18 protein-coding genes are annotated in these 25,378 nt (G+C 39.0%); 5 read left to right on the top strand and 13 right to left on the bottom strand.

Features of this window, described 5'->3' with window-relative positions; all coding sequences use genetic code 11:
• Nucleotides 1-3: 3 nt before the first annotated feature.
• From proC to PDT38_RS01915, 4 genes are all read right to left on the bottom strand, one after another.
• Nucleotides 4-855, bottom strand: a complete 852-nt coding sequence (gene proC / locus PDT38_RS01930) for a pyrroline-5-carboxylate reductase (protein WP_270798644.1) — start codon at nt 853-855, stop codon at nt 4-6.
• Between the two features lie 319 nt (nt 856-1,174).
• On the bottom strand, nt 1,175-1,852 hold the full coding sequence (locus PDT38_RS01925) for a DUF421 domain-containing protein (protein ID WP_270798643.1): 678 nt from the start codon (nt 1,850-1,852) through the stop codon (nt 1,175-1,177).
• A 109-nt stretch (nt 1,853-1,961) separates the two neighbouring features.
• Entirely contained in the window at nt 1,962-3,098 is a 1,137-nt protein-coding gene (locus PDT38_RS01920; protein WP_270798641.1) for an inorganic phosphate transporter, read from the bottom strand.
• Between the two features lie 13 nt (nt 3,099-3,111).
• The gene (locus PDT38_RS01915; protein ID WP_270798640.1) at nt 3,112-3,822 is read right to left on the bottom strand and encodes a phosphoadenylyl-sulfate reductase; all 711 of its coding nucleotides are present in this window, start codon (nt 3,820-3,822) and stop codon (nt 3,112-3,114) included.
• Between the two features lie 367 nt (nt 3,823-4,189).
• Between PDT38_RS01915 and PDT38_RS01910 the strand changes: the two genes are divergently transcribed.
• A complete protein-coding gene (locus PDT38_RS01910; protein WP_270798638.1) occupies nt 4,190-4,954 on the top strand; it encodes a phosphosulfolactate synthase in 765 nt (254 codons plus the stop codon).
• A gap of 19 nt (nt 4,955-4,973) precedes the next feature.
• On the opposite strand, the gene PDT38_RS01905 is transcribed toward PDT38_RS01910, so the two are convergent.
• From PDT38_RS01905 to PDT38_RS01885, 5 genes are all read right to left on the bottom strand, one after another.
• A complete protein-coding gene (locus tag PDT38_RS01905) occupies nt 4,974-5,597 on the bottom strand; it encodes a YitT family protein (RefSeq protein WP_270798636.1) in 624 nt (207 codons plus the stop codon).
• Between the two features lie 80 nt (nt 5,598-5,677).
• Complete coding sequence (locus tag PDT38_RS01900) at nt 5,678-6,784, bottom strand: mandelate racemase/muconate lactonizing enzyme family protein (RefSeq protein WP_270798634.1); 1,107 nt, start codon at nt 6,782-6,784, stop codon at nt 5,678-5,680.
• An 18-nt stretch (nt 6,785-6,802) separates the two neighbouring features.
• Nucleotides 6,803-8,056, bottom strand: coding sequence for an MFS transporter (locus PDT38_RS01895; RefSeq protein ID WP_270798632.1), 1,254 nt, complete (start codon nt 8,054-8,056; stop codon nt 6,803-6,805).
• A gap of 78 nt (nt 8,057-8,134) precedes the next feature.
• Nucleotides 8,135-9,142, bottom strand: coding sequence for a glycosyltransferase family 2 protein (locus tag PDT38_RS01890; RefSeq protein ID WP_270798630.1), 1,008 nt, complete (start codon nt 9,140-9,142; stop codon nt 8,135-8,137).
• Nucleotides 9,143-9,169: 27 nt separating this feature from the next.
• Nucleotides 9,170-10,792 (bottom strand): DUF6044 family protein, encoded by a 1,623-nt coding sequence (locus tag PDT38_RS01885; RefSeq protein ID WP_394356233.1) that lies wholly within the window; start codon nt 10,790-10,792, stop codon nt 9,170-9,172.
• A 604-nt stretch (nt 10,793-11,396) separates the two neighbouring features.
• Here PDT38_RS01885 and PDT38_RS01880 point away from each other — a divergent pair.
• The 3 genes from PDT38_RS01880 (at nt 11,397) to PDT38_RS01870 (ending at nt 15,037) form a co-directional block, all read left to right on the top strand.
• Entirely contained in the window at nt 11,397-11,624 is a 228-nt protein-coding gene (locus tag PDT38_RS01880; RefSeq protein ID WP_270798627.1) for a DUF5316 family protein, read from the top strand.
• Nucleotides 11,625-12,241: 617 nt separating this feature from the next.
• Complete coding sequence (locus tag PDT38_RS01875) at nt 12,242-14,428, top strand: ribonuclease YeeF family protein (protein ID WP_270798626.1); 2,187 nt, start codon at nt 12,242-12,244, stop codon at nt 14,426-14,428.
• Nucleotides 14,429-14,443: 15 nt separating this feature from the next.
• Nucleotides 14,444-15,037 (top strand): pentapeptide repeat-containing protein, encoded by a 594-nt coding sequence (locus PDT38_RS01870; protein WP_270798624.1) that lies wholly within the window; start codon nt 14,444-14,446, stop codon nt 15,035-15,037.
• 391 nt (nt 15,038-15,428) lie between these two features.
• Here the strand turns inward: PDT38_RS01870 and PDT38_RS01865 are convergent, their stop codons facing one another.
• The 3 genes from PDT38_RS01865 to gltB form a co-directional block, all read right to left on the bottom strand.
• Nucleotides 15,429-15,617, bottom strand: a complete 189-nt coding sequence (locus PDT38_RS01865) for a hypothetical protein (protein WP_270798623.1) — start codon at nt 15,615-15,617, stop codon at nt 15,429-15,431.
• A 134-nt stretch (nt 15,618-15,751) separates the two neighbouring features.
• Entirely contained in the window at nt 15,752-17,233 is a 1,482-nt protein-coding gene (gene gltD, locus PDT38_RS01860) for a glutamate synthase small subunit (RefSeq protein WP_270798621.1), read from the bottom strand.
• A 17-nt stretch (nt 17,234-17,250) separates the two neighbouring features.
• Complete coding sequence (gltB, locus tag PDT38_RS01855; protein ID WP_270798619.1) at nt 17,251-21,813, bottom strand: glutamate synthase large subunit; 4,563 nt, start codon at nt 21,811-21,813, stop codon at nt 17,251-17,253.
• Nucleotides 21,814-21,957: 144 nt separating this feature from the next.
• Here gltB and PDT38_RS01850 point away from each other — a divergent pair, with 144 nt between their 5' ends.
• Nucleotides 21,958-22,860, top strand: a complete 903-nt coding sequence (locus PDT38_RS01850; protein ID WP_270798617.1) for a LysR family transcriptional regulator — start codon at nt 21,958-21,960, stop codon at nt 22,858-22,860.
• 542 nt (nt 22,861-23,402) lie between these two features.
• Here the strand turns inward: PDT38_RS01850 and PDT38_RS01840 are convergent.
• Nucleotides 23,403-25,346: an electron transport protein gene (locus tag PDT38_RS01840; RefSeq protein WP_394356208.1), complete on the bottom strand. Its 1,944-nt coding sequence runs from the start codon at nt 25,344-25,346 to the stop codon at nt 23,403-23,405.
• Between the last annotated feature and the right edge of the window lie 32 nt (nt 25,347-25,378).

The following is a 25,378-nucleotide window of genomic DNA, read 5'->3' as shown; positions in this document are numbered from 1 at the left end:
TGTTTATCTTGCTGTAACTAATTGTTTCAATTCGAGGCTGATGGATTTCGATCGTTTCGCGGCGTGTTTGATCGCCTGCTCGATAGCTTCGCCTCCACCGCTTTCTTGTAATGCTTTTAAACCGGCGGCAGTCGTACCGTTAGGAGAGGTAATGTTGTCTTTGAGAACAGTAGTGTCTTCCGAGCTTTCCAAAAGCATTTTCGCAGCGCCTAACAGCGTTTGTGCACCGATTTCCCGAGTTAGTTTTCGGCTTAAGCCAGCATCTGACCCTGCTTTTTCAATATGCTCCATTAAATAATAAAAATATGCGGGACCGCTTCCGGCTATTCCTGTGAAAATATCCATCTTGCTTTCATCGATGATATAGACTTCCCCCATACATTGCAGTAATTGTTTTGCAACTTGTGATTGTTCAGCTGTAACACCGCTTCCTTCAGAAATTGCAGTGGCTGAAGCACCGATCGTACTCGAAGTATTAGGCATCACTCTTGCAACAGGCTGGTTGGTGTGCAAGGCGTTTTCAATAAATGAAATAGAAATGCCAGCTAAAACTGACAAAATGAGTTGATGAGGTTGAACATGCGGTTTTATGGACATCAGAGCTGCCTCGGCATCTTTCGGTTTCATTGCTAAGATGATGCAATCCATCTTCTCATAATCAAGCTCTTCTTTTTTGAGGCCCTGTATTCCATAGTTTTGTTGAAGTTCCTTTAAGCGGTGGTGATTCGTATGGTTTGTAACATAGATTTGGCTTGGAGAAAGTTTTTTAGACTGGACGATGCCTGAGATCATCCCTTCTGCCATTGAACCTGCCCCAATAAAAGCTACATTTTTTTGAATAAAGATCTTTAACATCTCCCTTTGTTTTGTTCGCATTCTGTTCGTATTTTTTTGAACATGGTTAGTATATTAACACTTTAGATTATTATGTCAAGTATGTGGATTTTGACTGGACGGAGTGCTTCATGCAGAAAATGAAGATTTTTGCAGAATGATGGTCTTTGTTAACAGTGAAAAATAGATCATTTGTCATACAAATAGATTTTCATCAGGTCAGCTTTATGTCAACTAGTGACAATACCTTTAGGAGTTAAGTCGATTGACTTAGTAGAAAAGCATCATTTCAGATGAAAGCTGAAAAAACGAGCTCGATTGATGTCGAACTCGCTGTCTGTCAGTATGTTGAAACATAAAACTGATGTTCATCTTCTCTCCATTCGGCATACAGAACATCACTGTATTTATTAATATTGTAGTTGGATAATTGTTTTTTCAACCATTCTTCATCAAAGCCAGCCATGTGCAAGTTGTCTTTTGCAAGCTTGCCGTCAAGGATAATGGAAACAGGGAGACGTACTTGTTTAGCAGTAATATTTAAGTCTTTATTTGTTGGTACATCGTATTGATGTTTTAAGAGAACACTTATTGTTCCGTCCGTTTCTAACAGCGCATATTCAACTTCATGAAGGGAAAAACAGCCTTTCTCACGAACTAACGTTTGTAACTGATTAAGATCCAACTTGTTTTTTTTGAGGGCGTTGTAGTCGACTTTTCCTTTGTTAATCACAACGCTTGGCTGTCCTTCAAGAAATCCTCTCATTCCTTGAACTTTTTGCGATAGTATCTCAATTGAATAGATAAGAACACCCCATACGATAATGGCAAAGAGAATTTTCCAGATGGTGACTGATTCGTCAAAAATCGCATTTCCCACCATTTCACCCAATATTAATGCAGAAATAAAATCAAACGGAGTAATTTGAGCAAATTGGGTTTTCCCCAGTATTTTCGTCATAAAAAATAAAGCGGCGAATCCAACTGTTAGTTCAACTGTTAAATGTAAATAGTCCATTTTTCGGGGCCCTCCTCCTCACTCATTGTTTACCATCTGTAGGCAGTTTAAACCAGTTGAATTGTTGAAAAACAAATTCTAATGAACTGTATATAGGATTCAAAAAAAGTTAACTGAAATCCCTCCACGCAGCTGGTTCTCTCTCCCGTTTTCTTGTTCTAATGATATACTTTATTTTATCTTTTCTATTGTTTTGAGATTTCCATTTGCCTGTGTGCTTCATAAGACTGACAGACCCAAGGGTAGCAAGAAATACGCACAAAACAATAGAGATGGAATAAGGATCAGCCTCAAGAAATATTTTGACGAGACTATAGGAAATCACAAGCGAAAAAACAGGAGAAACAAGCCAGACTTTTAGCAATTTTTCAATCACGCTTTTACGAAAAATGGAGCAGCCTTTTTCAGATAGACCAATTCCAATAATGCTGCAGGTTGTCACTTGTGTTTGTGGAATCGGAATCCCTAACAGTGATGCACTGATGACTAACATTGCACCGAGTCCGGAGACAGCTGATCCTTGTAAAAGAGTGAAATTAGTAATTTTTTTTCCGTTTGTTTCAATGACTCTCTTACCAAGACAGATGGCTCCGAGAGCAACGAACAATCCGCCAATACATGTGCCACTATCGACTGACAGCAATCCAGCTCCTACCAGTGGTCCTACGGAGTTGGCAACATTGTTCATGCCTGCTGAAAATGCCTCAAAAAAACCGGTTAAAATCACCAGCACTGTCAGGATTCGTGTCCACTTTTTTTGCTTCAGCCAAATGAACCTTTGTTCGATGTCTTTAATCAATAGATTAGCAAAAAATGCTAAAGCAAAAGCCACAATTGGAACAATCAGCCAAAACATCACGATGATCAGTAGCTTATCAGTAAACACCGCATGAAAGGCAATACCGACCCCGACAATTGAACCAACAGTCACTTCGCTTGTGGAAAGGGGAATGCCAGTCATGTTTGCGATAAATAGTGAAACTGCTGATGCTCCAAGGATAATGATGACAAGATTCACATTTAATATTGATGATGGGATAATGCCTGAACCAATCGTTTTGACGACTTCTTTTCCACCGATGATGGCTCCGAGAAAAACACCAACACCACTGATCCAAAGGGCAATGTTTCTTTTCTTGATTGCACCTGATCCATAGGCAACTCCCATTGATGCTGCCGCTCCACTTGCTCCAATATTCATGGCAAAAAATAAAGCGATGATAAATGCTAATATGGTTATTGTCATCTGTTATACCGCCTTACCGAAGTTGATGTAGCCCACATTCTGTTTTTCCGTGTTGGGCCCACCTTCCTGCTCTTAAGTCTGCTCCATCATCTACAGGAAGTGTACATACCTCACAACCAATACTCGGATAATGATGATCATGCAGTTTATGATAAGGAAGCTGATTTAATTTAATATAATTCCAGATGTCATCCCATCTCCAATGAATGAGAGGACAAATTTTAATCAGTTTAAACTGATCATCCTTGTTGATATAGTGAACATTTCTTCTTGTTTCCGACTGTTCTCGTCTTAGTCCGCTAATCCATGCATCCATGTTTGAAAGATGTTCCTGAAGCGGCTTTATTTTACGAATATGACAACAGAGATCAGGGTGGTGTTTCCATAGCTCACGACCGCATTTCTCTTCTTGCTCTTTTAAAGTCATTCTCGGCTTCAGGTGTTGGATTGAAAGGGCGGGATACTTAGCTTCGATTTGTTTTATCAGATCATAAGTTTCTTTAAAATGCAGACCCGTATCTAAAAAAACAATATTCGCATCTTTTTTAATCTTAGAAATTAAATCGATTAAAACGATTCCCTCTGCTCCAAAACTACAGGCGTAAACGATTTTGTCATATGTGTGGTACGCCCACTTTAATACTTCCATTTCACTGTCAAAGCGATTGATCAGTTGATTTGAGATATTCTCATTCCATGTTTCATATGTTAAACCATCGTTCATCATGACTCCCTCACTTTTATCCACCGTAAAATTTTATTTTTGAAAAATCCTCCCAACTTCAAACGCTGAAGAACATATAGGCAGATTATTCATAGTCTGAAGCAAACGTGCCTTGATTTTCCATTTTTAAAACCAGAGTTTTTGGTGATGGTGAGGAACCTAATAAACAGACCGTGAATATAATTAATTTGAATTCAGATATGGATAAATACCCATTAAAACGAAAAGAGACTTAATGGATGACTCAGAGCGTTTTATGGTATCTACATGGAGGTGAAAAGTGAAATCACTTCTTACCTACTTATGGAAGAAATGGCCATTAGAATATTTGTTCATAAATGAAAGTTAAAGATTGTGAGGGGTAATCATGATTTCTTCTGAACTGAAACTGCCTAAGAGACAACTCAAACCGAGAACGAATGGGATGACAATCTTAATTGATAACGGTGTTCCTCTAAATTTGTTTAAGGACACCATTCAAGGTGCAGCCAATTATATCGATTTCGTTAAATTTGGCTGGGGAACTTCTTTAATCACGAAATATTTGGAGGAAAAGATTTCTTGCTTAAAGCAAAATGATGTGAAATTCTTTTTTGGTGGGACATTATTTGAGAAATTTTTAAGTCAGGACAAAATTGAAGACTATTATCGGTATTGCCAATTATATGGTTGTGAGTATGTTGAAATTTCAAATGGGACGATTTCGTTATCCAATAAAGAAAAAGCAAGTTTTATCACTGATTTTTCAAAAGAGTTTTGCGTGTTCAGTGAGGTGGGAAGCAAAGATAGTACCATCAGCAATCAACAGGAATCTTCCGAATGGATTGATCATATTATTGAAGATCTTGAGGCTGGTTCTAAAAAAGTGATGACAGAAACGAGAGAAGGCGGAACGAGCGGTTTATGTAAAAGTGATGGAGAAATGCGTTCTCATTTAATTGAGGAAATCTTGAGATCTGGGATCCAGCCAAATGACTTAATTTTTGAAGCGCCGACAAAAAAAATGCAGACATATTTTATTGAAAAAATAGGTCCGAATGCTAATCTTGCGAACATTCCTTTTCAAGATGTCATCCCTTTAGAAACACTTAGGCTTGGTCTACGCTCAGACACCTTTTATTTGTTTGAATAGGTCCGTTTTTCCTCGGACCTTATTTTTTATTACGGTAACCAAAAACGGGCATAAACAAAGGACGTAGACGAATTTGGTAAACCACATCGATCAATCTCGTGGAAATCCATTGGCAAATAAGGGCTTGAATCACAATGCCCCAGGCAATCACTGAGGCGGTTAACAGAAAAATAAAAGCGTTCATCATAAATAAAGCTGTTCCAGGCTTCCCACCCCGATAGATGGAAAGTAGTAATGCTAAGGCGCCGAATCCGCCGTTTGAAATATTATATTTATATAGTATTCCGATGCCGCATCCTAAAAAAAGAGCGCCATAAAATAAGTCCAGCCAAATATTGTTGGTTATGACCGCAGGAAAAAAAGATTCAAAAAGCTGCACAGATACCGATGTCATCGTAATTGCCCCCATTGTACCGATAACTGTGATGGGTTCAAGCCATTTAATGGCTGTTAAAAGTAAGGAAAAATTGACAGCCCAGACCGTTAATCCGTGCGGAATCTGAAACCAAAAGTTTAGTAACACGGCAATTCCTGCGGCTCCACCTGATGGAATATGATTTGGGAATAAAAACAGCGCCATACCTAGTCCTTGTAAGACACTCCCCCATATAATTGCTTGGATAATCTTCATTTTTCTGCCCATATGGATGTTCCCCTCTACATAACTTGTCCTCTGTATACTATATAAAGGGAAGATCTACAATATACCCTCTTTTCTAACAATCATCCATAGTTTGTCCCGTCCCACAAATAGGCTTGGATCAGTTCTGTATCGACCTCTATTTTCTCAGGAACTTGTAGATAACCATTATTCACTTCCATTTTCACAAGTGATGTGAATGGATTGTCCATCACATCCCATTCAAGCGGTTCGATGTTCTCTCTCTTCATTTTTGTCCAGGGTGTTAAACATGCTTGGCTGAAGGCTGCATATACTCGTGATAGAGCACCATCATAACAATGCGGGGAAACACGTCTGCCAAAATGGCGGGCAAGTTTGAGCACATGACGAAAGTCTTCTATTCCATTTCCATGCATCACATCAGGCTGGATCATATCAAGAGCATGTTCACGAAGAAGCGGTAAAAACTGGTTTGCGCCTTGCATGTTTTCTCCGCCAGCAATCGGAACAGAAAGGGTTGAGCGTAGCAAGCGATATTCTGTTAAATCATTAAATGGCATCGGTTCTTCAAACCAAAGTAAATTGGACCATCCTGAAAAATAGCGTTCCCATTTGCGTGCAGACGCAAGATCATAACTTTGATTGGCATCAATGAAAAGGCCGAGTTGTTTCTCATACATATATTGAATGGACTGAATGTGCAGAAGATCTTCTGAAAATGATTTGCCTCCTGTTTTGATCTTGATTTGTGAAAACCCATCTTGGACAGATTTATCAATAAGTCGAAGGGAATGTTTGATCCAATCTTTCTGGTTCGTATAAGATTGAAAAGAAGCATAGACCGGAATCTGCTCCCTCAGTTTGCCACCCCATAAATCACAGATCGACAGCCCAGCTTTTTTTGCTGTGATTTCTGTTAAAGCCATACTGACAGCGGCTGCTGCACGTTGATGCCACTTTTTGATTTGCCCGATAAGTTGGGTGTGCTTGACCGCTTGTTTTCCAATTAAAAAAGGGATGATCCTCTTTTTAAAGCCCACATCTAAAAGAGGTAACCAATCAACACATTCCCCCCACCCTGTAATTCCTGAAGCAGTTGTCACCTGAATTAAATAGTTTGTTCTGTAATGTTTGTAACCGTTCGCATCTCCATAAGGTTCTGAAAGTTTGTAGAACAACGGAAATGTGTCAACTCTTTCAATTTGCATGTTTTTTTCCCTTCTGCATTACCTAGCATTAGCAGGTTGGAGTTTTTTGGGATCTTTTCGTCCTTTTTTAGTAGTGTCTTCTTTTTTGATCTGGATCATGGTGAGAACTAAGATTCCAGCGACAAAACTAAGTCCACTAACTGTTAGAAACATTCCGAGTTTTGACCATTCCATCAACCGACCGAAAATCGGGGGACCGATGGCAACTCCTAAAAACCTAACTGAACCGTAAAGCGATGTCACAAATCCCCGCCTCTCTTTACCGACAGCACCTGTAATAAAACTGTTGACACATGGTAGAACAAAACCTGTTCCGATACTGCTGATGACAAGGATTGAGATAAACGGAATCAAAGCAGAAAAAAATGATAGTGTTCCATAAGAAACGGTAATAAGGCCGAGACCGATGATCATCATTTTTTTCATCAATCGCTGATCTTGTCCAATTTTACTGCCGGTTATATATGAAGTCGTACACATGACAAGCAGTGGGATAGCCAATATAAGTCCTTTTTTTACACCATCTGTCTGATATGTTTTTTCTAAAACATCAGATAGGTAAAACATAATTCCAAATAATGTGAATAAGCAAACTGCTCCTGCCAAATACGCGGTAAAAAGCCATCTCCCTTCATGTTTAAATACGCTAACTAAACCTTTCACATACTTCCCAAAAGGCGGAGGATCTTTCTTTTTAGCTTTTTCTTTTATAAAAATCCAAGTTAGAACGATCGGAGCGATACAAAAGACCGGAAAAGCAAAAAATACCCAGTACCAAGCGATCAGTGCAATTAAAGCGCCTAAAATAGGTGATAAAACTTTTCCGAAACCATTTGAAGCTTCGACAAGTCCAAGCACCCTGCTTTCATCAGAACCTTTAAATAAATCACCTGTCAAAGCCATTGCCAACGGTGCTGTTCCTGCGGCTCCTAGTCCCTGTAGCCCTCTGCCAAGAAGGACCCAAAAAAAAGCATTTGAAAAAGTTGTTGATGCAAAGCCTGCCAGGATTCCCCCTGCACCATAAAGAAATAGACAGGGAATAATAATCACTTTACGTGAAAAGCGGTCTGCTAAATAGCCAAGCATTGGAATAAAAACAGCAGCGGTAACTGAAAACACGGTAATCACAAGACTTACTTGAAATTGTGAAAGATGTAGTTCTGACTTGATTTTAGGCAAAATCGGAATTAACATCGAGTTCCCTAGTGTCATGATTAACGGGATCGAACCAATCGCAACTACGGTCAGCCTGGAGGTTTGTTTTTCTTCCATAAGCTTGAAACTTCCTTCCTTTGTCCAAAGTAAACTTGAATGTCTTGATTAGAATTTCCGCATAAAATCATTGTTATTCTACGATAAATTCTTGTTCCTAGGTTTTTCTTGATGATGTCGCCTTAGCGGTTTAGAGTATAAATCGATATCAATTGCATACTTCGGGCGACTTTTTACTTCTGTAAAAATGGTGCCGATATACTCACCGATAATTCCGATTCCAATCAATTGAAGTCCTCCTAAAAACCAAATGGATATGATCAGTGATGCCCAACCAGCATTTGTTGTACCTAAGATCTTTTGGATGAGCGCATATACACCTGCAATCCCGCTGAACAGAAATAAGAAAATGCCAACGAAAGTAAAAAAACGGATCGGTGCAACACTGAAAGAAGTTAACCCGTGAAATGCAAACGAGAGCATTTTTTTCAACGGATATTTCGTTTCTCCAGCTTGCCGTTCCTTTCGATCATAAAATACTTTAGTTGAACGAAAACCAATTAACGGTATAATGCCGCGGAGAAACAGATTCGATTCATTAAAACGGCTAAGTTCTTTAAGTGCTCGTTTGTTCATCAGACGAAAATCAGCATGATTGTGAATGAGAGGAATACCTAGCCTATTCATCAAGCGATAAAAACAAATGGCTGACGTGCGCTTAAAAAATGTATCTGTTTGTCGGCTACGGCGAACACCATAAACGATTTCATAGCCTTCTCGGTATTTTTCAATAAACTCGCGAATAACAGAAATATCATCTTGAAGATCAGCGTCAATTGAAATCACGCAATCTGATTTTTGCTTCGCTTTGTCAAGTCCAGCCAAAAGTGCTTTTTGGTGTCCTGAATTACGTGCTAATTTAATGCCTGTAACAAATTGATTTTTTGTACTTTCCATCACAATTAGTGACCATGTCCGGTCTGTTGAACCATCATCAACAAATAACAGTTTACTGCCTGCTGAAATGAGTTTTTCTTCTGCTAAGTCGTTTAAAACACCCGTCAGCTGTCTCGCTGTTTCTAAAAGAACGTCCTCTTCGTTGTAACATGGGATAACGATTGTTAATAAAGGCTGTGCTGGATTCAAATGTGCCTCCTCCTTTTTATCTAGAAGTCAGTTTGCTTCATATAAATAGATGTTCCAGGCTGATGTAGGATGAGTAAAGCGCTTTAAAAATGTCAATCTGTTTTGTTTTGCATTTATAATAGGAATGGAAGAAACAATATAACGCCCTCCCATTTGTTTAAATACCCCAGTATTTAACTCAAGGTTAGTAATTTTTTTCTTGGAATTTTTTTTGAATGCATAATGTTTCCCAAGTTCATTGACAAAAACATAGCAACGGCTTCCCCATTCATCAAAATAGCGTTTTAAAGTTGGACTTTTCTCCAGTTCTTTGGCAATAATTTTTCGAAATTGGTATTTGTATTTCAGCGGATATATGTTGGCATAAGTATCAAGTGTATAAAAGCCGTTGTACTGCGCGATCGCTGGATGAAGACCAATGCTCACCACCCTGTATGAATGCTCAGGTCGACCGATAAATTTCTTAATCTGCCCAAATTGTTTAGTTGCATAAAACTCTCGAAATGTAGGTGAATGATAATGAACACCATAGGTCAGTTCTTCATGAAATGGGATCAGAACAATAATCTGAGCAATAACCACAATATAAACAAACCGTTTCCACTGCTTCGTCATCTTCCATAAGATATAACATGCCACTGCAAAGCTGACATAAATGACAAGTGGCCGTAAAAAATGAAACCGTGCAAAGTTAAATGCCGCCAAGAAGCTGAATGTTTCTTTTGGTAATGCCCATAGTTTGTTAAACCAAAACGCATACCAGAAAGAAAGTGCATAATTGATGAAAACTAATAACATAAACATTTTTTCTTCTCGCCGTTTTGGTTTGCCTCTTAAGATCAGGATTACAAAAGTCAGCAAAATGATTGGGAGAATCACTGCGGTATGAACCGTCATCACATGATTATGACCAAAGACAAAATTTTTAACAGACAGGCGCAAAGAATGCCAAATATCATGTCTTGATGACACAAATTCAACACGGTGCATGGTTTCTTCAGGTGCAAAGAGTGAGTAAACAAGCCGATATTCTATCGCAAGAAAAATCCCTGTCATCATTGCGATACTTCCCAGAAAAGGAAGATGAACATCGCGTTTAGTGATTAAATCATAAAGCCAGAGCAATGATACAGCCACAAGAAAAAAGAAAAATCCGAGAACGATACTGGCGTAAAACGGTAAAAGAGCAAGAGTAAGCCACTCTTTCCAAGAATAGTCTCGCATTCGAATATTTAAAAAAGCCCATAATGCGAGAGGATGCCCCATCGTACTCAGCATTCCTGACGGCCAAAAAGGTGTCAGGGCGAATGCAAGCGAAACACCAATTCTAATCAAGTATGCTTTTTCATCACGAATAACATGCCGCTTCAGAAGCAAATACATTCCAATAAAAGCAAAAATACGTGTAATTGATTGGCTGATTGCATAAGCAGTCATTGAAGGAAATAAAGCATGCAGCCAGACGATCCCACTCCATTCTGTACCGAAAGCATCACGAGGAAGTCCATTCATGATCTGGGGAATGACCGCTTTAACACCTCCATGCAATTGACCGCTCTCGGCCAGTACCTTATACCAAGCGATATTTGAGTCCAAATTATCATGAACCCGGATATGAGCATCTTCATTTAATATGTAAACTGGCAACATGTAGATGACAATGACACTGAAGGCAATAAAAAACCAAACTTTCTCCCGGCTGATCTTATGAACCGATAGCGGCATAAAAACAACACCTCCATCATTATCTATTCTGTGTGCGGGAAGAAATTGTTGGAATCATTTTAAAGATAGTATTGCTGGAGTCGTTTTGAAAAATGCATCAAAATAAAAAAAGGCTCTACAGCCTTAAAGTCTTCTCTAAGTTGTGGAACTGAGGTCCTGAATAGAACATTAGAAGTAGAAAAAAGTGATGGTCGACTGCCGACCATCACTCAATTTCCCATGTCAGAGATACGAAAATGTTTATAACTTGTTTATAATAATAGGTGCAATCACCATCGTGATGAAAAGCGTAGCAAAAGAATAGTATAAAACATATTCTGATGGGACTGTACTTTGACCCTTTAACATGAAATATCCGGTAACTCCTAAAAGAATAAGATGAGAGAGGATGAACATAAAGCCTGTAAAAAATTCGAGGATGTTTGGTCAAACAAATACGATTTATCTGTATAAAGACGATACGCAATCGACTTTATAAAACGCGAAAAGTATGGTATGTTTTTATAAAAATACAAAGGTGTGAATAAAAATGAAAAAATGGGTTTGGTTCCTCATTGGTCTAGTTTCGTTAGCCCTGACCTTAATTGCTTCAATTTTCACACAAAATGACAACCTGATCATTAAGGTTTCTGGAACAGTTGGCATCATTTCCATTCTCATCTCTGGAATCTTTTTAGGAGCCTTTGTCAATGGTGACAAACAACGAGCTAATTATTTTTCAGAAACAATAGAAAAACAAGAACAATCATGTCAATAAACATACTACTTATGGGATTACCCCATATTTTTGCTAGCATCATTTTTCTTATGATTTAGATCATTTTCATTCATTATTAGACTTTTTCATTTCCTGTTATATTTTCTTTTCCACGTTATTTTTTATTATTTTATCCTGTTGTCTTTCACTATCAAATGAAACTTTTGTTATTATCCCGTTATTTTAAAAAATAACATACTACTTAAAAACAACACTCGTTCCTATCATCATTCAAGGAGATAATACATGATATTTATGCTTTTTTAACCAGGGCATTCACTAAATTTAGAAATTCATTGTTTGAATAACCTCTAACCCGTTCAAATGAACTATTAATCTGTTCTTGTTTCTCATCAATATTGTTTGTCTGCTCTTAAAACAAGAAGTTCGTATATAACTCTCGTTGATTTGATGATCAATGATTAACCTTTTTGAAATTCGACCGTCTATTTGATGAATACGTTAGAAATCTCTAAAAATTTCAACTGATGTAACAGGAATAATATCCTATTTCAAAAGATTCATTTTCTTACATATGTCTCTTCATCCCACAACATTTATAAAAAGAATGGTAAACTTTTGTATTGGTTACTTACTTTAAAAATGAGGAGAATGGAATGAAAACTCTTGATGTTAAAGCGTTGCGTGAAGGAATTGATAAAACGCTTGACGAATTAAAAGTTCAATCTAAAGAAATCAATAAAATTAAAAAGAACGTTGATGGTATCGTAGCCTTAGATGATGCTTTAAAGGGAAAAGGCGGTGAGGCGATTCGCAATTTTTACGAAGAGTGTCACACCCCTTTTTTGCGGTTCTATGATTTGTTTATCGAAGAATACACATCAGCACTTAAAAAAATCAAAAAATCGTTACAATCACTAGAATCCCATGACGACGGATTGATCTCACAACAATTTCTTGAGAACGACCTTGAAGATGGTTTAAATAAAGCCGACAGAGAAACGAAAAGCATGGTTTCCTCAACGAATGACGTCATCAAAAAAGTCAAACATATTGTCGATTTACCCGAGTTGGATGATAGTGAGTTTGATAAGCATCAGAAACAAGCGTTGAAAGAGATCAACGACACACTTGAAAAGCTAAACACATTCGATAGAGAGCAAACAAACGAGTTGAAGACAGCTTCAAACGATCTCCAGACGATGAAAACTTACATGAAAACACTAGGGAAAATGTATACGTCAGGCCCAAGAATTGAGATTAATACTTATGAGAAAGGGTCGATTTTAAAATCTGAAGGCGTTTCAGACCTTTCAGATCTCACTCCCCTTCAGCAGATGGAAGATCCAAAGTTAGCTATGAATATGATGCTGAGAAAACTAGCAGAACAGGAGAAAGATGAAGTCGAGTCCGTTTTTACCTCTAAGAAAATTGATACTAGCCTCCAAACGATAAATGGAAAGCTGTATAATATAATGGGGCACAAACCAACGGTTTCTTTATACGTCACAGATGATATCGGTACAGGCAAAGACTTTGTTGGCGGAAAATATACGACTTATTCAAACGGTCAAATTGTTCGCGAATACATGTCTGATGGAACTGTAAAATACGAAATCGTTAGCCGGATTCCAGAGAGCAGAGTGAAAAACGAGTCGAGTGAAATTGAAAACCCATGGGATAACCCGTTATATGAAGGTGGTACGTGGTATCTTCCATATGAACATCAAAAAGAATATCATAAGGAGATAAAGGATATCTACAAAGGTGCTGGTGGAGCTACAGTAGATTTAGGAAAAGATTTTGTTAGCGGTGTAATTAATGTTGGTTATAATCTTGCAGCATTGGGTGATTATTTGTACCATAGTTCAGGCCCAGAACAAGTACTTAGAGATACTCAATCAGTACTATCAAAGGCACCGATCTTCCTTGAAAATGTAAAAGAAGAAATACAAGACAGGTGGGATAAGCAAGTAACGCATGGTGATACCGAATCAAAAGCACATTATTTTACATATTTAGGAGGAACTATAGCTAGTTTATTTGTGAGCTCTGCGACAAAAGTAGGAAACATAGGAGGAAAAGCCTCAAAGCTTGAAAAAGGCGCTAATATCTCTAAAAAGGCTGCTTCAAAGATTAAAAAAGTAAAAAAACCTTTAGTTCCAAAGATGCAATTAGCAGGAATCCCGATAAATGTTTTTAGTTTTGAAGGATTACAAAAGGCAGCTATTCAGTTCATCAAGAAGTCGTTTGATTCTTATATAAGTCCTAAAGGCGGAAAAGCTCATGGTGGGCACGGCATTAAGAAGACTCCGAAGGTTGGGCATGGCGGAGAACCTAAAACTCCTCATCAGCCAAAACCGAAGGATACTCATGAGGTTTCTAAGCCGAAGAAGCATAAGTCTAAGGAGAAGCCAAACACCTATACTGGCGGAAGAACTCAAAAGGAACTCGACGATTTAGCAGGTGATCCTTCACATGGTGGAAGAATTGAGGAGCAAGGATTAAAAGAAAGAGAAATAGGTTTAGATTTAGAAAGTGGAGGAAAACTGGGAAAAATAGTTCGTGATCCAACTGACCATAAAGGAGCAGAATTTATTGATACAGCAACAGGTATTAAATGGGATGTCAAGAGTTTTGTTTCTTATCCTAATGGTCATACCTCTCCAAAAAAAGGGGCTTTTACGGTTAAAAAGGCTATAGGGAAAATTGAACAGGAATTTAGTAGAAACCATAATGTAATAATAGATAAAAGAGATCTAATACCTGAACATGTAGATCAACTTAAAAAGGCAGTTAAAGATAATGGTTACTCAAATCGAATTATTTGGTATCCTGAATGAGGAGGTTTTCAATAAGTGAAAGACATTATTGAACAATTAGATTTACATCAAATATATGTAAAAACGATTGGTGAAAAGGGAAAGAAGCTAGTGATTGATGAAGTGGATTTGCGAAACATAGACTTAACAAAATATCGATTGGATCAAGCGTACATCACAGAATGTATATTTAGTAATATGAACTTGCAAGAAAAGGATTTTCATTCATCTGTGCTTTGTTCCTCAATATTTGAGTCTGCAAATGCAACAAAGGCTGATTTCTATAAAACAGATTTATCATATACGAATTTTTCAATGGCTAATATTAGAAATACAAGGTTTGCTAAAGCTGACTGTTCTGAGGCTATTTTTGATAATGCTGACTTAACAAACACTAATTTAATGGCTTGTTCTTTTTATTATACTAACTTTCAAAATGCAAAACTTCAAAATGCAGATGTGAGTTCAGCTTACTTTGAAGACACTTTACTGAGTGAGGCAAATCTTTCAGGATTAAAAGGGTTAGATGAAGCTATTATCAAAAGTATAAATATTGGAACTACTGATCAACCTATAATTCTTGAAGGTGAAGAGGCTAGAAAATGGTTACAAGACAACATTATGAAGTAGATATGAAATATGTTTAGATAAAACAACTTTTAATGTCTTATTCTAACTAGAATGAGAAGGAATAAGCTTTTTTACTTGAATTAAACTAGGGGAAAAATGGACTAATTTATACGAAAAAGCCAAAACTCCTTATCAACCAAAATCAAAACCACACGAGCCAGTTCACAAGGTGAAAAGCATGAACCGACCAAGGGAGGAGAAGCTATTTCTAGACTACATCTCAAGCGAATCGATGCGTCACCGTATTCAATACTGTTTTAAAAGGGGAAGCAATGAGCCATTTTCTTTGGTAAACATTCGGTGTTGTTGGTTCCTTTCACTTATGAAACTTACTTTATTCTAAGATGCAATAAGACTGTCGAAATGTCCGACAGTCTTAGGCTCTGCTTGGTTACCACTGATAGAACGGATAGAACGGAGAAAAAAATGGAGAATAATAGTATGGATAAGGATAAAATGGTGGACGCGGTCTAGGGCGTGGTCTCGGACGAGGATATGGATATGGATAAGAATAATAGGGTTGCTGTTGCTGCCGAAAGTTTTCCATCCCTTCATAACCATGTGCAAACATTTGCTCCATTATAAAGTACCTCCTTTTTTTATCGAATACTTTAGGCTATGCCAAACTCACAAAAAAAGAGTACGTACAAATCAAATAAAAAACAGTCTGACTTTTTAGCCAGACTGATGTATCTATTTTAAACCCCTCTGTTTTTAAGGTAATACAGAACTCCCCATCAAATATTTGTCTACTTCACGCGCCACTTCGCGTCCTTCATGGATGGCCCAAACGATTAAACTTTGGCCTTTTCTTGCGTCTCCTGCAGCGAATACGCCTTCGACATTTGTTTTGAAATCCCCATATTTTGCGTCAACTTTGTTTCTGACTGTGTTTATGCCGAACTGTTTTAATAACGGTTGTTCTGTCCCTTCAAAACCGATTGCGATAAACACGAATTGAGCAGGCCAGATTTTTTCGGTTCCTGGAATTTCATGAAATTCAAATTCCCCTTGCTCGTTTTCCACTTTTTCCATTTGAACGGTGTGTAATTCTTTTAAATTACCGTTGTTATCAGAAACCAGTTTTTTTGTTTGAATACAGTACTTCCTTGGATCGCTTCCAAATTTCGCTTTCGCTTCTTCATAAGCATAATCAAGTGTATAGATATGCGGTTGCTCTGGCCACATATTTTCAGCAGTTCTTGTATCAGGAAGTTTTGGATGTTTACCGAACTGGACGACGCTTCGTGCTTTTTGGCGCAAAGCGGTTGCAACACAGTCAGCTCCAGTGTCTCCGCCTCCGATCACAATCACGTCTTTGTTTCTCGTATTCATAAATTTCTTATCTTTGAAATTCGAATCAAGCATACTCTTAATTGTGCCAGTTAAATAATCCATCGCAAAGTGAACGCCGTTTGCTTCACGGCCCTCTATCAAGAGGTCACGTTGTTTTTGCGCACCTGTGCACAAAATAATGGCATCATATTGTTCTTTCAATTCAGCGGCAGTTATATCTTTACCGATCTCAGTATTGATAACAAAATCAATGCCTTCTTGTGTTAACAATTTGATCCGGCGTTCAACAATGCTTTTCTCAAGTTTCATGTTTGGAATTCCGTACATCAACAGACCACCTGGGCGGTCTGCTCTTTCATATACAGTTACAGAATGTCCCGCCTGATTCAGTTGATCTGCACTTGCCAAGCCGGCTGGACCAGAACCGACAATTGCAATTTTCTTGCCAGTCCGTTTTTGTGGAATTCGCGGCTTAATCCAACCATTTTCAAAGCCTTTGTCAATAATTGTCCGCTCGATGCTTTTAATCGAAACAGCCGGATCTGAAATCGCCACTGTACATGATCCTTCACAAGGTGCTGGACAGACACGTGAGGTAAATTCGGGAAAGTTGTTTGTTTTCAGGAGCCGTTCAAGTGCTTCTTTCCACCTTCCCCGATAGACAAGATCATTCCATTCCGGAATCAGGTTATAAATTGGGCATCCGGACGTATAGCCCTTTATATCCATTCCGATTTGGCAAAAAGGTGTCCCGCAATCCATACAGCGTGCGCCTTGCCGTTTTGCTGCCTCTTCAGAAAATGGCGCTGAATATTCATTCCAGTCTTGAATCCGTGTGAGAGGATCTCGTTCAGCCGGTTTTTCCCGCTTGAATTCGATAAATCCTGTTGCTTTACCCATGTTCCCCTCCCCCTTTCTTACTGTACCACTGCTTCTTTTGCAGAGGCAGCATGAGTTGGAATCTTTTGCTTTGTACCAGCTTCAAAAGCATACATCATCGCTTCTTCATCCGTTAATCCAGCTTCTTTTTGTTCTTTTATCCGCTCCATCATTTGTTTGAAATCTTTCGGAATCACTTTCACAAATTGAGTCACAGTTTGTTCCCAATCATTTAGCAGTGAAGCTGCCTTTTCGCTTTGTGTGTAATGATAATGTTTTTGAATCATTTCTTTCAGTTCTGCAATCTCTTCCGAATTCAGAAGCGTTTCAAACTCAATCATTTCCTGGTTGCATTTCCGTTTAAATGCTTTTTGATCTTCAGCAAAAATGTAGGCGATTCCACCTGACATACCTGCCCCAAAATTTTTGCCGATATCTCCCAGAATGACAACACGTCCGCCTGTCATGTATTCACATCCATGATCTCCAATGCCCTCGACCACAACATTTACTCCACTGTTTCGGACAGCAAACCTTTCTCCAGCAAGTCCGTTTATATAAGCTTCCCCACTTGTTGCACCGTAAAACGCAACATTTCCGATGATGACATTTTCACGGAAAGTAGGATTGAAATGATCCGGTGCTTTGACAGCAATTTTTCCACCTGATAAACCTTTTCCAACATAGTCATTGGCATCCCCTGTTAAATAAAGTGACATACCTTTAGGTACAAATGCTCCAAAGCTTTGACCTGCTGAGCCTGTGAAGTGCAGTTTGATCGTATCATCAGGTAGACCTTTTTCCCCATAGCGTTTCGAAATTTCACTTCCGGTCACCGCCCCTGTGACGCGGTTTGTATTGTGAATTGTAAACGATGCTTCTGACGGAATACCATCCATTATTGAACTTTTAACCGCCGGTAAAATCTCTGTCATATCAAGTGATTCAGAAATTTTATGATTTTGCGGTGTCCGGAATGTACGCATGCCTTTTGGTTGGTAGAGCAAGTTTGCTAAATCTAATTGCCCCGCTTTCCAATGTGCTTTTGTACGTTCACTGATGTGGAGAACATCTGTGCGGCCTACCATTTCATCAATCGTTTTGAATCCTAGACTCGCCATCAATTCGCGCGCTTCTTGAGCGATAAAACGCATATAATTGACGAGGTGATCTGGATCTCCCTTGAATTTTTTGCGAAGTTCCGGGTTTTGCGTTGCAACCCCGACAGGGCAAGTATCTAAATGGCAAGCCCTCATCATAACACAGCCGAGAACCACGAGCGGTGCTGTGGCAAAACCAAATTCTTCTGCTCCTAATAGTGCAGCCATGACGACATCTCTGCCTGTCATTAATTTTCCATCTGTTTCTAATACTACACGATCGCGCAAACCGTTTAACATTAATGTTTGGTGTGCTTCAGCCAAGCCAAGTTCCCACGGAAGTCCGGTATGTTTAATACTTGTCTTTGGAGACGCTCCGGTCCCCCCGTCATATCCGCTGATGACAATCACATCTGCTGTTGCTTTTGCGACACCGGCAGCAATTGTACCAACACCAGCTTTGGCAACGAGTTTGACACTGATCCGTGCATCACGGTTGGCGTTTTTCAAATCATGGATGAGCTGTGCCAAGTCTTCAATCGAGTAAATATCATGGTGTGGTGGTGGTGAAATCAAACCGACACCAGGCGTTGATCCCCTAACATTGGCAACCCATGGGTAAACTTTGTTTCCTGGGAGCTGACCGCCTTCCCCAGGTTTTGCCCCTTGAGCCATTTTAATTTGCAGCTCATCGGCATTGACCAGATAGTGGCTTTTTACACCGAAGCGACCTGACGCAATTTGCTTAATGGCACTGCGGCGATGATCGCCATTGGCATCAGGAGTAAAACGATCTGGATCTTCCCCGCCTTCTCCACTGTTACTTTTTCCGCCTAAACGGTTCATCGCAATCGCCAATGTTTCATGTGCTTCTTTGCTTAGAGAACCAAATGACATTGCTCCTGTTTTAAAGCGACGAACAATGGAATCAACAGATTCAACTTCTTCAAGCGGCACTGGTTTTCGTGTTTCATCAAATGAGAAAAGGTTGCGTAAAAAACCGATTCTTTCTTCATCTGCCGCTTGTGAATACTGTTTGAATAGACGATAATCGCCATTTCGACAAGCCCATTGTAACGTGTGAATCGTTTTTGGGTTAAAAGCATGATGTTCCCCGTCTTTTCTCCATTGGAAATCACTTCCTGAATCAAGAGTTGTACTGTAAGTGTCAGCATAAGCTTTTTGATGGCGAAGAATGGCTTCTTTTGCAATCGTGTCTAAATCGATACCACCAAGTTGTGATGCCGTTCCAGTAAAGTATTGATCAATCACATCTTGGTTGATGCCAACCGCTTCAAAAATTTGTGCACCACGGTAACTCTGTACAGTCGATATTCCCATTTTAGACATCACCTTGACGACACCTTCAGTGACACTCTTGCTGTACTTTGTGACAGCTTCTTCATAGCTAAATGGAAGAATGTCTTCTTCGATGATATGTTTAAAAGTCGCATATGTGAGATACGGATGGATCGCATCAGCTCCATAACCGATCAATGCTGCAAAATGGTGGACTTCCCTAGCTTCACCTGATTGGGAAATAATACTCACTTTCGTCCGTTTACCAGTTCGAACTAAATATTGATGCAATGCACTTACAGCAAGGAGTGCTGGAATCGGTGTTTTTTGTTCATCCATTTTGCGATCTGATAGGATGAGAAGTGTCACACCTTCTGCAATTGCCTTATCCGCTTCTTTAAACATGTCTTCAAGACCGCTTTTTAAATCACCTGTAAATAGCGTATGAATCGTTTTGTTTTTAAAGTGCTGGTGGACAAGTCCTCTAAGCGAGTTAAACTGAGCATTTGTTAAGACTGGTGTATACAGTTTAATCCGACGGCAACTACTTTCATTCGGATGAAGCACATCTCCTTCTGCTCCGAGCCATGTTAAAGTTGATGTTACGATCTGCTCGCGAATCGCGTCAATCGGTGGATTTGTAACCTGTGCAAAGAGCTGTTTAAAATAATTAAACAGTGATTGCGGGCGATCTGATAAAACGGCAAGCGGAACATCGTGCCCCATCGATCCGAGTGGATCTTTACCTTCTGTAATCACTGGAATTAAATATTTTTGAATATCCTCATATGTGTAACCAAACGCTTTTTGTCGCATGAAAAGGTCGGGAACTGATTTTTCTTCACTTTCCTGAATATCATTTGCAACATGAACAATTTCTTTGCTGAGCCATTCTTGATAAGGAAACTCGTTAGAAATTTCTGACTTGACTTCTTCATCAGAAATGATCCGTCCTTCTTCAAGATCGACTAACAACATTTTTCCTGGATTGAGCCGGTCTTTATATAAAACATTTTCCTGATCAACATCAATGACTCCGACTTCAGAAGAAAAAATCAGATAATCGTCTTTTGTAACATAATAACGAGCTGGTCTGAGTCCGTTGCGGTCAAGAATGGCTCCGATTTGTCTGCCATCAGTAAACGAGATCGCTGTCGGACCATCCCAAGGCTCCATTAAAGAGCTGTGATATTCGTAAAATGCTTTCTTGTTCTTTGACATATAAGGATTTTCGTTCCATGGTTCTGGTATCAACATCATAGCAGTATGTGACGGTTTTCTTCCCGCCAATACAAAGAATTCAAAAGCATTGTCTAAAATAGAAGAATCACTGCCATTTTCATCTAAGATCGGTAAAACTTTCGGTAAATCTTCACCAAACGCTTCTGAAACAAACTGCTGTTCTCTCGCTTTCATCCAGTTCATATTGCCGCGGAGAGTATTGATTTCTCCATTATGAATGAGATAGCGGTTCGGGTGGGCTCTTTCCCAGCTTGGAAACGTATTTGTACTAAAACGGGAATGAACCAGTGCAAAAGCTGAGACAAAATCTTCGTCTTGCAAATCTTCATAAAAAGCATCCACTTGTTCAGGTGTTAGTAGTCCTTTGTAAACAATCGTTTTGCTGGAAAGGCTGGCGACATAAAACGATTTCCCATGGTCTTTTGCCCAGTGTTCAGCTTGTTTACGAATCACATATAATTTTCTCTCAAATGCTAAATGGTCATTGATATGTTCATTAGCACCAATAAACACTTGACGAACAATAGGAGCGCTCTCAGCGGCAACTTTTCCGATTTTTCCGACATTTATAGGGACAGTTCTCCAACCAAGTACAGACTGTCCTTCTTCTTCAATCAAGTGATTCATGTGAGCTTCGATTTTCCCGCGCTCTCTGTCATCCTTTGAAAAAAAGATCATTCCCACACCATAGCGCCCTTTTTCAGGCAATTGAAAATCAGAGCAAACTTTTTTAAAAAAAGCATCAGGTATCTGCATCATGATGCCTGCCCCATCTCCAGTATACGGGTCACTGCCCTGCCCGCCCCGGTGATCTAATTGACAGAGCATTTGTAATCCTTTTTTGACAATATCATGATTTGGCTTGCCTTTAATATGAGCGTAGAGACCAATTCCGCATGCGTCATGTTCAAATTCAGGACGGTAGAGACCTTGCGCTTTAGGTAGTTGTTGATCCGTCATCGTTCCTCTCCCCCGTTCAGGTTACCGTTTTTCCCGGTCATAAAATCTTACAAACTCTAACTCCATTGTAGGTTTTCAAATCCATACAAACAATATATAATTTAGATTAAACTAATCTCATTTTGATATAAGCAGGTGAAAGGGATGGAATTACGCCAACTACATTACTTTATGGAAGTAGCTGAAAGAGAACACGTATCAGAAGCTGCCATGCACCTTCATGTTGCTCAATCAGCCATCAGCAGACAAATTGCAAACCTTGAAGAAGAGCTTGGCGTGGCTTTATTTGAGCGGGAAGGTCGCAATGTCAAATTAACCCCGATCGGAAAGCAATTTTTAATTCATATTAAAGCGGCTATGAAAGCGATTGATTATGCAAAAGAACAAATTAATGAGTATTTAGATCCCAATAGAGGAACGGTAAGAATTGGCTTTCCGACAAGCCTTGCCAGCCAGTTTCTGCCGACTGTCATCTCTGAGTTTAAACATGAGCATCCAAATGTTGCTTTCCTCCTAAGACAAGGGGCATATAAGTTTTTAATTGAAGCGGTCAAAAATAGGGATATTGATTTGGCGTTTCTCGGTCCTGTTCCAATGAATAACCCCGAGATTAAAGGAGATATTTTATTCACGGAAAGCATTTTTGCTCTTCTCCCAGTTAACCACCCACTCTCAGAGCAAAAAAGCCTTCACTTAGGCGATCTCAGGAATGATAACTATGTGCTTTTCCCTGATGGTTACATTCTTCGCAAGATGGCTGTTGATGCCTGTAAACAAGCAGGCTACACACCGAAAATTTCTTCAGAGGGTGAAGATTTAGATGCGATCAAAGGCTTGGTTTCTGCGGATATGGGCGTGACACTCTTACCTGAAAGTGCTTTTAATGAAACACCCCCCCGCTTTACAAAGAAAATACCGATTGACTACCCTCAAGTGAAACGCACAGTCGGAATTATTACTCCGAAAAATCGGGAGCTCTCCCCTTCAGCAAAAGATTTTTATCAGTTTGTCAAACAGTTTTTCTCACATCTTCAACGATATCAATAACACATCAGTCAGCCGAGCGTTCAGCTTGGCTGACCTAAAAACTTACACACGATTTCAACTCACTTATGTAGTGTATGATCTTACTAAAATGCCTTTCAATGAATCGCTAAATAAATTTTAACCCTAGTACAATTGGATATAGACTCTCAACTAATATCTGGTTTTTTCGAGACAATATGATATAATTGTAAGGTAATATTATCCAAATAACTTGTAACAAAAAGGAAACAAGTAGAAAAATCTGTGTCTATTTTTTTGACGGTAGTATCAACATTTCTGACCGTATCAATTTAGATACCAACAGAAAATAATAGAAGAGTAAAATTAGCAGAGGGAGCCTTCATCCATTCAAATCAAGGATTCTACTATACAAATCCACTCTTTTAAAGGATGGTTAGCCAATCCATGTCAAGAAGAGGAAACTGTTGGAACAACGCCCCACAAGAATTAAATCTGTGAAACACTAGCTGAACTAAAGTTATATGATCTAAAAAAAAATGACCCCTGTAGAATCCAGGAATCACCTTTACAAAGGGTACATTTTATTGCGGGCTGGCTTTATTTTTTGGCATCTCAACACTCAATAAATATTCAAGTAATGCTTGTTGTTCTTTTTTAGAAAAACCATTTTTAGCATCTACCCAAAATTCATGTCCTTTGCCCGTGACTCTGACAGTTTTTAAGTCCGGTGAAGCGGAATTACTGTTGATCACCTGTTGTCTTAAGTCTCTGTCAATCATCGCTAACAAGCTATGATAAGGATCGGCCAGTTTTCCTTTACTAAGCGTTCCTGGAATGCCAATCTCTTTTAACGAACTTCCGACCGCTACACCACCATCATGCAAATATGGTGCACTCCAATAAAGTCCAATCAGACTTGGGACCTTATAACCACCTGGTGAGCCGTTTTTAGCCCATGCCAGTTTGATTTGCTCTTGATTAAGGTGGTTTGTCGGAACATTTAAAACCTTAGCATCTTTCGGAATAGGCACATTTGTATTTGGTGCATATATTTTACTTTCACCAAATATCCTTTCTGTTTTTTTAAAAGCTTGTGCCCTTGTTGGTTCAGTCCCAACTTTTCTTGCTGAAATCACTTGGTTATTTGTTAAATAACTTCCAGCATGACAAGTGATACAACCTGCTCTTGTAAACACGTTTCTCCCTTGTTTCATCGTATGTCTACTTGCTTTCTGTGGTGGTGTTGGTGGCTTTAAAGTGTTTTGCCAAGCAGAAACAGCATGATTTTGTTCATTTACTTTCTTGCCTTTTGAACTGACAATAACACCATCTGGTGCCATCAATGTAATTTTAGGAAAGCTCGGTGGTTTGATCATTTGATTGACACCGGGAACATCTGGTGTAGGATCAGCTTTGGCGAAAAATTCCGATGGTGTTTTGCCGCTTTTCGGATTGTAGCGGTATTTTTGACCAGCAGCATGCTGAAGAATGGTTCCAATGTAAGCGTCCTGGCTCATCCCAAACAAAGCTTTACTTGCTGGAGCCTGTGAGAGACTGTCTGAGTTTTGCGCATGAACATTATTGCTAAACACGCTTAGGCCTTTAAATGGACCCGCCATCGCAACCCCGCTCCAACTAAATGGGTGATCTCCTAATGTAAAGCAATCAGGAATTTGCGTTGGATTACTTTTCATATCAATTGATGAGTCGAAATATCCTTTTGCCCATTTTAGAAACACTTGATCAACTGCTTTTTCTAATTTTTCCGGGTTGGGCAAGTGTTCAGTCTTCCCATTTCCTGTACTGATAACAGGGCTTTGAGAATTCATGAATTGTTTAATGTTCTTCACTTCAGCATGTGTAAAAAAAGCAGCAGAATTTGTTGCTAGTGCTAACATCAACCCTGTATTCAAATCAGAATTTGTGACACCTTCCATCACCTGTATTGTCTTTGGATCTGTTGTAGCATGACAAGCTGCACAACTAATCCCGACTTTTACTTTCCCTTCCGAATATGTAATTGGCATACCAAGAGGAGCATAAGTACCTTTTACTACATCAATTCCTGTATCAATCTTCTCCCCTTTATTAAAGGTCCTGTTGCCCACCTTGACTGTTTTTGCTAGTTCGACTTGTAAATTGGTTGTCCCTTTTCCGTTTAGCGCTGTAATTGCTTTTACCATATTTGTGAACGTTATCGGTCCATCGAGAATTCCGAGAATATCTGTTAAAAAAACCTCGTTTCCAAATGTTTCTTTATAAAAGGTTTCCCTACCCAAATCAAGAAGCTGATCATTGATTTTAACCGCCCCTTTGTCGCTTGATAAGTTCATCTGCTTGGCTTTTTCATTGGTAATGAAATTTCCCCATACATCATATCCAGTCGACCGTTTTTCTTTTGAAATCACTTTCTCTTTTGGTGGCATATAAGCATATTCGAGTTCGAAGTGCCTTATTGTCAAAAAAAGAATAACTACGATGATTGGGATGACCCCAATGATATAAAGCCATTTACGTTTTCGCATCATGCCCTCCTCCTTTCTTAATTCATTATTTT

It is taken from the genome of Bacillus changyiensis (assembly GCF_027706145.1).
GTDB lineage: Bacteria > Bacillota > Bacilli > Bacillales > Bacillaceae > Bacillus > Bacillus changyiensis.
Note: the sequence above shows the minus strand (reverse complement) of the source record. Positions and strands in the feature narration are given on the sequence as shown.